General features: G+C 64.1%; 6 protein-coding genes. 5 read left to right on the top strand and 1 reads right to left on the bottom strand.

Annotation, left to right across the window (positions count from 1 at the left end):
- Positions 1 to 483: 483 nt before the first annotated feature.
- From Q7C30_RS01365 to Q7C30_RS01355, 3 genes are all read left to right on the top strand, one after another.
- Entirely contained in the window at positions 484 to 1,794 is a 1,311-nt protein-coding gene (locus Q7C30_RS01365) for a C4-dicarboxylate transporter DctA (protein WP_029614702.1), read from the top strand.
- Between the two features lie 70 nt (positions 1,795 to 1,864).
- Positions 1,865 to 2,572, top strand: a complete 708-nt coding sequence (locus Q7C30_RS01360; protein ID WP_039576530.1) for an FCD domain-containing protein — start codon at positions 1,865 to 1,867, stop codon at positions 2,570 to 2,572.
- Between the two features lie 15 nt (positions 2,573 to 2,587).
- Complete coding sequence (locus Q7C30_RS01355; RefSeq protein WP_295488059.1) at positions 2,588 to 3,274, top strand: GntR family transcriptional regulator; 687 nt, start codon at positions 2,588 to 2,590, stop codon at positions 3,272 to 3,274.
- 7 nt (positions 3,275 to 3,281) lie between these two features.
- Here Q7C30_RS01355 and Q7C30_RS01350 read toward each other — a convergent pair whose 3' ends face one another.
- Positions 3,282 to 3,710 (bottom strand): PACE efflux transporter, encoded by a 429-nt coding sequence (locus Q7C30_RS01350; RefSeq protein ID WP_317870367.1) that lies wholly within the window; start codon positions 3,708 to 3,710, stop codon positions 3,282 to 3,284.
- Positions 3,711 to 3,811: 101 nt separating this feature from the next.
- Between Q7C30_RS01350 and Q7C30_RS01345 the strand changes: the two genes are divergently transcribed.
- Together Q7C30_RS01345 and Q7C30_RS01340 are read left to right on the top strand one after the other, a co-directional pair.
- Positions 3,812 to 4,690, top strand: coding sequence for a LysR family transcriptional regulator (locus tag Q7C30_RS01345; protein WP_039576527.1), 879 nt, complete (start codon positions 3,812 to 3,814; stop codon positions 4,688 to 4,690).
- A gap of 137 nt (positions 4,691 to 4,827) precedes the next feature.
- Positions 4,828 to 6,714 carry a methyl-accepting chemotaxis protein gene (locus Q7C30_RS01340; protein WP_317870365.1) on the top strand — a complete coding sequence of 629 codons (1,887 nt, stop codon included), beginning with the start codon at positions 4,828 to 4,830 and terminating at the stop codon, positions 6,712 to 6,714.
- Positions 6,715 to 6,802 lie beyond the last annotated feature (88 nt).

Raw genomic sequence — 6,802 nt, 5'->3', positions numbered from 1 at the left:
GGAGGGGGTTGACGGGCATGGATGCCCGTCAAGCGCTTGGGGCCATGGATGGCCCCTAAGCGCGGTACCCCCGGAGTGCCACCGGCGCGAGGGAACCCCGCAGCGCAGCGAAGGGGCCGGATGCGGGAGCAAGCGGTTTTGCCCCCCTTTTTCCAAGAAAAAAGGGGGTCGCCGTAAAGGCGAAAAGGTGAATCAGCCTCACCAAAAAATCCGGATATTCCCCCCAAAAGAACTAGCCCCCCCAAAAAGCCCCATCAAAAAATTCATCAGCCAACACCCCCGCACTAGAGCCCTACCCAAGAAACATCCCGCAACTGGTCAGACCGGTCAAACCAAAACCTCTTGCCACCCCCACCCACCAGCGCTTACATTCGACCCCGCACTGGACAAACCGGTAAGACCACAATAATTAAGTCCCGCGCTCTTTCGCCCGCACTCCCCTGGGGGCATCGAAGCAGGGACACCGAATCAGAGATCCCTCCCATGCTCAAATGGTGCTCGCGTTCGATCTTCCTCCAAGTTGTCCTGGGCCTGGCCCTCGGCATTGTCTGCGGTCTGAGCTTCCCTGACCTCTCCCTGCAACTCAAACCCCTCGGTGACGGCTTCATCAAGCTGATCAAGATGCTCATCGGCATCATCGTGTTCTGCGTGGTGGTGACGGGCATCTCAGGCGCAGGCGACCTGAAGAAGGTCGGCCGCATCGGCCTGAAGTCGGTGATCTATTTCGAGATCCTCACCACCATCGCCTTGGTCATCGGGCTGGTGCTGGCCTTCTCCACCGGCATCGGCCAAGGCGCCAACATCCACCTCGACCAGCTCTCCAGCGCCGATGCCGGAGCCCTCGCTGACCGCGGCGCACACCTGCATGGGGCCACAGCGTTCTTCATGGACCTGATTCCCACCTCAGTGATCGGCGCCTTCGCCGACAACAACATCCTCCAAGTCCTGCTGTTCGCCGTGCTGTTCGGCAGCGCCCTGAACCTGGTCGGTGAATCCGCCTCGGGCATTTCCCGACTGATCAACGAACTCAGCCACGTGATCTTCCGCATCATGGGCATGATCGTGCGCCTGGCGCCGATCGGCGTGTTCGGCGCCATCGCCTTCACCACCAGCAAATACGGCCTGGAATCGCTGCAGCATTTGGGCGGACTGGTCGCGCTGTTCTACATCACCTGCGCAGGCTTCGTCCTGCTGGTGCTGGGCACCGTGATGCGCGTGTCGGGCCTGAAGATGATTCCCTTCCTCAAGTACCTGCGCGAAGAGCTGACCATCGTGCTGGGAACCGCGTCCTCCGATGCCGTGCTGCCCCAGGTCATGCGCAAACTCGAGCACCTGGGTATCGGCAGCTCCACCGTCGGACTGGTGATCCCCACCGGCTACTCGTTCAACCTCGACGGCTTCTCGATCTACCTGACCCTGGCCATCGTCTTCATTGCCAACGCCACCGGTACGCCACTGGCCATGACCGACTTGCTGACCATCCTGCTGGTGTCACTGGTGACCTCCAAAGGCGCCCACGGCATTCCCGGCTCCGCGCTGGTGATCCTGGCGGCGACCCTCACCGCCGTACCGGCGATCCCAGTGGTGGGCCTGGTGCTGGTACTGGCGGTGGACTGGTTCATGGGCATCGGCCGCGCGCTGACCAACCTGGTCGGCAACTGCGTCGCCACCGTGGCCATCGCCCGCTGGGAGAAGGACATCGACATGGAGCGGGCCAACAACGTGCTGTCCGGCAAGCCGGGTTTCGCGCCGCTGCCCCGTAAACCAGGCCAGGCCCATCAGCAGGAGTTCTGAGCAGGCCAGGGCCGACGCCCGACGTCGGCCCGCAGGCAGCAAGACTCAAGCCTCAATCGGGGAAAGCACCGTGATCAGTTCATCGACCGTCGTCACCGCCGTGGTGGAAAAACTGCGCAGCGCCCTGGCCCGTGGCCAATGGCGCAGCGGTCAAATGCTGCCCGGTCAGCGCGAGCTGGCCGAGCAATTGGGTATCAGCCGCCCGAGCCTGCGTGAAGCGCTGACTGTGCTGGAAACCCTCGGGCTGGTGCGGGCCATGCCGGGCAAGGGCGTGCTGGTGCTAGACGCCGACCTTGCTCTGGTCTCGGTCAGCGACAGCGTCGGCGCCGCCAGCCTGGCCGACGTGCTGGAGCTGCGCTACACCCTCGAGCCCTTCATCGCCGGGCTGGTTGCGCAAGCGGCCGGCAGCCAGGACATCGGCCAGTTGCGTTTGACCCTGATGGACCTGCGCGAGGCCGTGGACGCCAGCGATAGCGAGGCCGGCGTAGTGGCCTACATCGCGTTGCACGAAGCGCTGTTCGCGCTGACCACCAACCCAATCTTCCAGAGCGTGGTGCAGCAGACCAGCAATGCCCTCAAGCAGAGCGCGGCGATGCTGCGCGACTCGCCCGAACACTTCGCCGCGCGGCTGGAAGAAAACGAAGCGGTGGTGCGTGCGATCCGTGCGCGCAACAGCGCCGAGGCCAGCGCCCAGATGCGCCGGCACATCCTCGCCGAAGGCCTGCGCATGGGCATCGAGCTGAACATTCCGGACGAGCATCCGGCCCCGGACCATTGACCCAGGAGAGCGACCATGACTGCCTTGGCCCATCCATCGCGCTTGCCCCAGTTGATCAAGACCGGCGAAGGCCGACTGGGTGCCGAACAGATCTATCCGCGACTGTTCGACGCCATCCTCGAACAGCGCCTGCCGCCGGGCAGCGCTTTGCCCGAACAGGCCCTGGGCAATGCGTTCGGCGTCAGTCGCACCGTCATCCGCCGCGTCCTCGGTCGCCTGGCCGACCAGCAGGTGGTGGTCCAACGGCCCAGTCACACCGCGCACCTGGCCGCGCCCGATCCGCAACAGGCGCGCCAGGTGCTCAGCGCCCGGCGCCTGGCCGAAACCACCTTGATCGGCCTGGCCACCCAGCGTGCTCGCCCCAACCAGATCCGTCAGTTGCGTCAGTTGGTGGAACGTGAACGGCTGCACCATGAACGCGGCGAGCGCTGCACGGCCATCCGTCTGGGCGGCGAATTCCACCTAAAGCTCGCGCAAATGGCCAACAACGCCCCGCTGGCGCGGTTTCTCAATGGCCTGGTACCGATGACCTCACTGATCATCGCTCGCTATGAAGCGCCCTGCTGCGAGCACTGCGCCTGGGAAGAGCACGCGGCCATCATCGACGCAGTGGAAGGTGGCGATGCCACGTCGGCGCTCCTGCTGATGCATCAGCATCTGGATCGGCTGGAAGCCAAGCTCGACCTCGATGACGCTGACTGAGCGTGGCTCACGCCGTCGCCAACGCCGAGGTCGGCAACCCGAAGATCCGATCGAACGCCCAGTTGTAGACGAAGGTGTAGCACGGCACCAACACGATGAACGCCAGGTCCACCAAGAACGCCTCCCACAGGCTCATGTCCAGCCACCAGGCGATCAGCGGGATGAGGTACACCACCAGGGTCAACTGAAAGCCCACCGCGTGCCCTACCCGCCTGGCCAAGCCGCGCCCGCGCTTGGCCTGGCGACTTTCCCAGCGCTCGAACAGGGTGTTGTAGATCAGGTTCCAGACCATGGCGATGGTGGTGATCATCACCGCCAGCGGGCCGGTGTGCGTGGCTTGGGTGTCTGACAGGTACGCCAGTCCCAGGGTCGACATGCACAACCCAATCAGTTCATAGAAGGTCACGTAGACCAGTTTGCGTTTGGCGCCTTGCACAGTCGTTGTCGCTCCATAGCCGTTGATGAGGGCGCTAAGACTGAATCAATTCTGTTGACAGAAAAAGTCAGCTCCTTTCAGATTTACTGACAGGAGGCGCGATGAACTTTTCCAGTGACAACATCCAGCTGTTTCTCGCCGTGCTCGATGGCGGTTCGTTCTCCGCGGCGGCACGACTGCTCGGCCGCGTACCCTCGGCGGTGAGCATGGCCGTGGGCAATCTTGAAGCCGAACTGGGCTACCCGCTGTTCGAGCGGGGCTCGCGCGAGGTGCGCGCCACCGATCGCGCTCGCGCCCTGGAACCCCATGCCCGGCTGATCGCCGAACAACTGGGGTTGCTGCAGGTGCATGCACTGGAGCTGTCGCGCGGCCTGGAGAGCAGTCTGTCCATCGCCGTAGTGACCGATATCGATCCAGCTGCGTTGCTGGCGGCCATCGCCCGACTGGGCGAGCGCTACCCATTGCTCGACATCGAATTGCTCAGCGCGCCCCAGGACGATGCCCTGCAGTTGCTCGACAGCGGCCGCGTCGGGCTGTGCCTAGCCTTCGCCGAACTGCAGGTGGATCCGCAGCGCAGCTTCCAGCACCTGGGCAGCGAGGCGCTGGTGGCGGTGCTGTCGCCGCATCACCCGGCCTTTCGCGAAGGACGCATTCGCGACCTCGAAGACCTGGTGAACATCCGCCAGATTCTGGTGCACAGCCGCCACCTGCCGCTGGGCGATACCCGCTCGCTGATCGGAACCGCCCATTGGCGTACCGACAGCGTCGACCTGGCCGTGCAGATGGTCGAAGCGGGTCTGGGTTGGGGCGATCTACCCTGCGCGCGTATCGCCCCGCGGGTGCAGGCTGGACGCTTGGTGCGACTGGCGTTTCGCAACACGCGCAATGAACTGCAGTTGCCGGTGCATGCGCTGTGGCGCAAAAGCCAACCGCTGGGTCAGGCGGCGCGAGCGCTGGTGGGCATGCTGACCAGCCGCTGAGCCTTCACCATCCGTCGGACGCTACAGCAACGCCCTCAACCTTTCGTCGAGCACGCCGATATCGACTCCGACAGGCACCGCCAGTCCGCCACGAGCGGGCGGCCGCCATCTCCGATTTCGGCTCAAGGTCTCGAAACATGAACCTGAAGTTTCGCCACAAGATCCTCCTCAGTGCCTGCGGTGTCGTGGTACTGGCATTCGCACTGTTCACCCTCTACAACGACTACCTGCAGCGCAAGACCATCGCCCAGAACATCGAGTCGTCTGTGCAGCAGGCGGGCGCCCTGACCGCCAGCAGCGTGCAGAACTGGATGAGCGGGCGCATCCTGGTACTGGAGAATCTGGCCCAGGACATCGCACAGCAAGGCACCGGCAATCAAGTGGCCGGTCTGGTGGATCAGCCCTCCTACACCAGCAACTTCCAGTTCACCTACTTCGGCCAGAACAATGGCGCCTTCACCCAGCGCCCTGACGCGCAGATGCCCGACGGCTATGATCCGCGCAAGCGTCCGTGGTACAGCGCCGCCGTCAGCGCCAACCAGACCCTGCTGACCCCACCTTACCAAGCCTCGGTGGGCGGTCTGGTGGTGACCATCGCCATCCCGGTCAAGGCGCGCGGCAGCGGCGAACTGCTCGGTGTGGTCGGTGGCGACCTGAGCCTGGACAGCCTGGTCGACATCATCAACGCCGTGGACTTCGGCGGCATCGGCCATGCGTTCCTGGTCGACCGTGAAGGCCAGGTGATCGTCAGCCCCGACAAGGACCAGCTGATGAAGAATCTCAAGGACCTCTACCCCAACAGCGGCCTGCGCGTCGAACCCGGCATGCAGGACGTGACCCTCGCGGGCTCCGAGCGCATCGTCTCCTTCACGCCGGTCAAAGGTCTGCCTTCGGCGCAGTGGTACATCGGCCTGTCGATTGATAAAGACAAAGCCTACGCCGCTCTGGGCCAGTTCCGCAGCTCGGCCATCATCGCCATGCTCATCGCCGTGGTCGCCATCGCCGCTGTGCTGGGTCTGTTGATTCCCGTGCTGATGCGTCCGCTGACCACCATGGGCCGCGCCATGCACGATATCGCCGAAGGTGAAGGCGACCTCACCCGCCGCCTGCAGGTGCAGAACAAGGACGAGTTCGGCGAGCTGGCAGCCGCTTTCAACCGCTTCGTCGAGCGCATCCATGCCTCGATCAGCGAAGTGGCCTCGGCCACGCGACTGGTGCATGACCTGTCCGAGCAGGTCATGAGCGCATCCAATGCCTCGATCAACGGCTCGGAGGAGCAGAGCCTGCGGACCAACAGCGTGGCGGCGGCGATCAACCAGTTGGGCGCCGCCACCCAGGAAATCGCCCGCAATGCCGCCGATGCCTCGCAGCACGCCAGCGGCGCCAGCGACCAGGCCAACGATGGGCGCCAGGTGGTCGATGATGCGATCAGCGCCATGACTGCGCTGTCGCAGAAGATCAGCGAGTCGTGCCAGCAGATCGAAACCCTCAACGCCAGCACCGACGAAATCGGCAAGATCCTCGATGTGATCAAAGGCATTTCCCAGCAGACCAACTTGCTGGCGCTCAACGCCGCCATCGAGGCCGCTCGTGCCGGCGAGGCTGGGCGCGGCTTCGCCGTGGTGGCCGACGAGGTGCGTAACCTGGCGCACCGCACCCAGGAGTCGGCCGAAGAGATTCACCGCATGATCACCGGCCTGCAGGTCGGCTCGCGCGAAGCCGTGCACACCATGAACGCCAGCCAGGTGTCCAGCGAACAGACCGTGCAGGTGGCCAACCGCGCGGGCGAACGGCTGGCCAGCGTGACGTCGCGCATCGGCGAGATCGATGGCATGAACCAGTCGGTGGCCACGGCCACCGAGGAACAGAGCGCGGTGGTCGAAAGCCTGAACCTGGACATCACCCAGATCAACGCACTCAACCAGCAAGGCGTGCAGAACCTCAACGAGACCTTGCGCCACTGCGACGCCCTGACTCAGCAGGCGGGTCGTCTGAAGCAACTGGTGGGCAGCTTCAGGATCTGAAGTTGCCCAGCACGCAGTTACCCCCGCCGACTGGCCAGCGGGGATGGCTGCGGCGCGTTATAACCTCATAACGAAGAATTCTATTTGG

Origin of the sequence: Pseudomonas sp. RAC1, assembly GCF_030658255.1 — a bacterium.
Lineage (GTDB): Bacteria > Pseudomonadota > Gammaproteobacteria > Pseudomonadales > Pseudomonadaceae > Aquipseudomonas > Aquipseudomonas boreofloridensis.
This window is presented reverse-complemented; position numbering and strand designations above follow the sequence as displayed.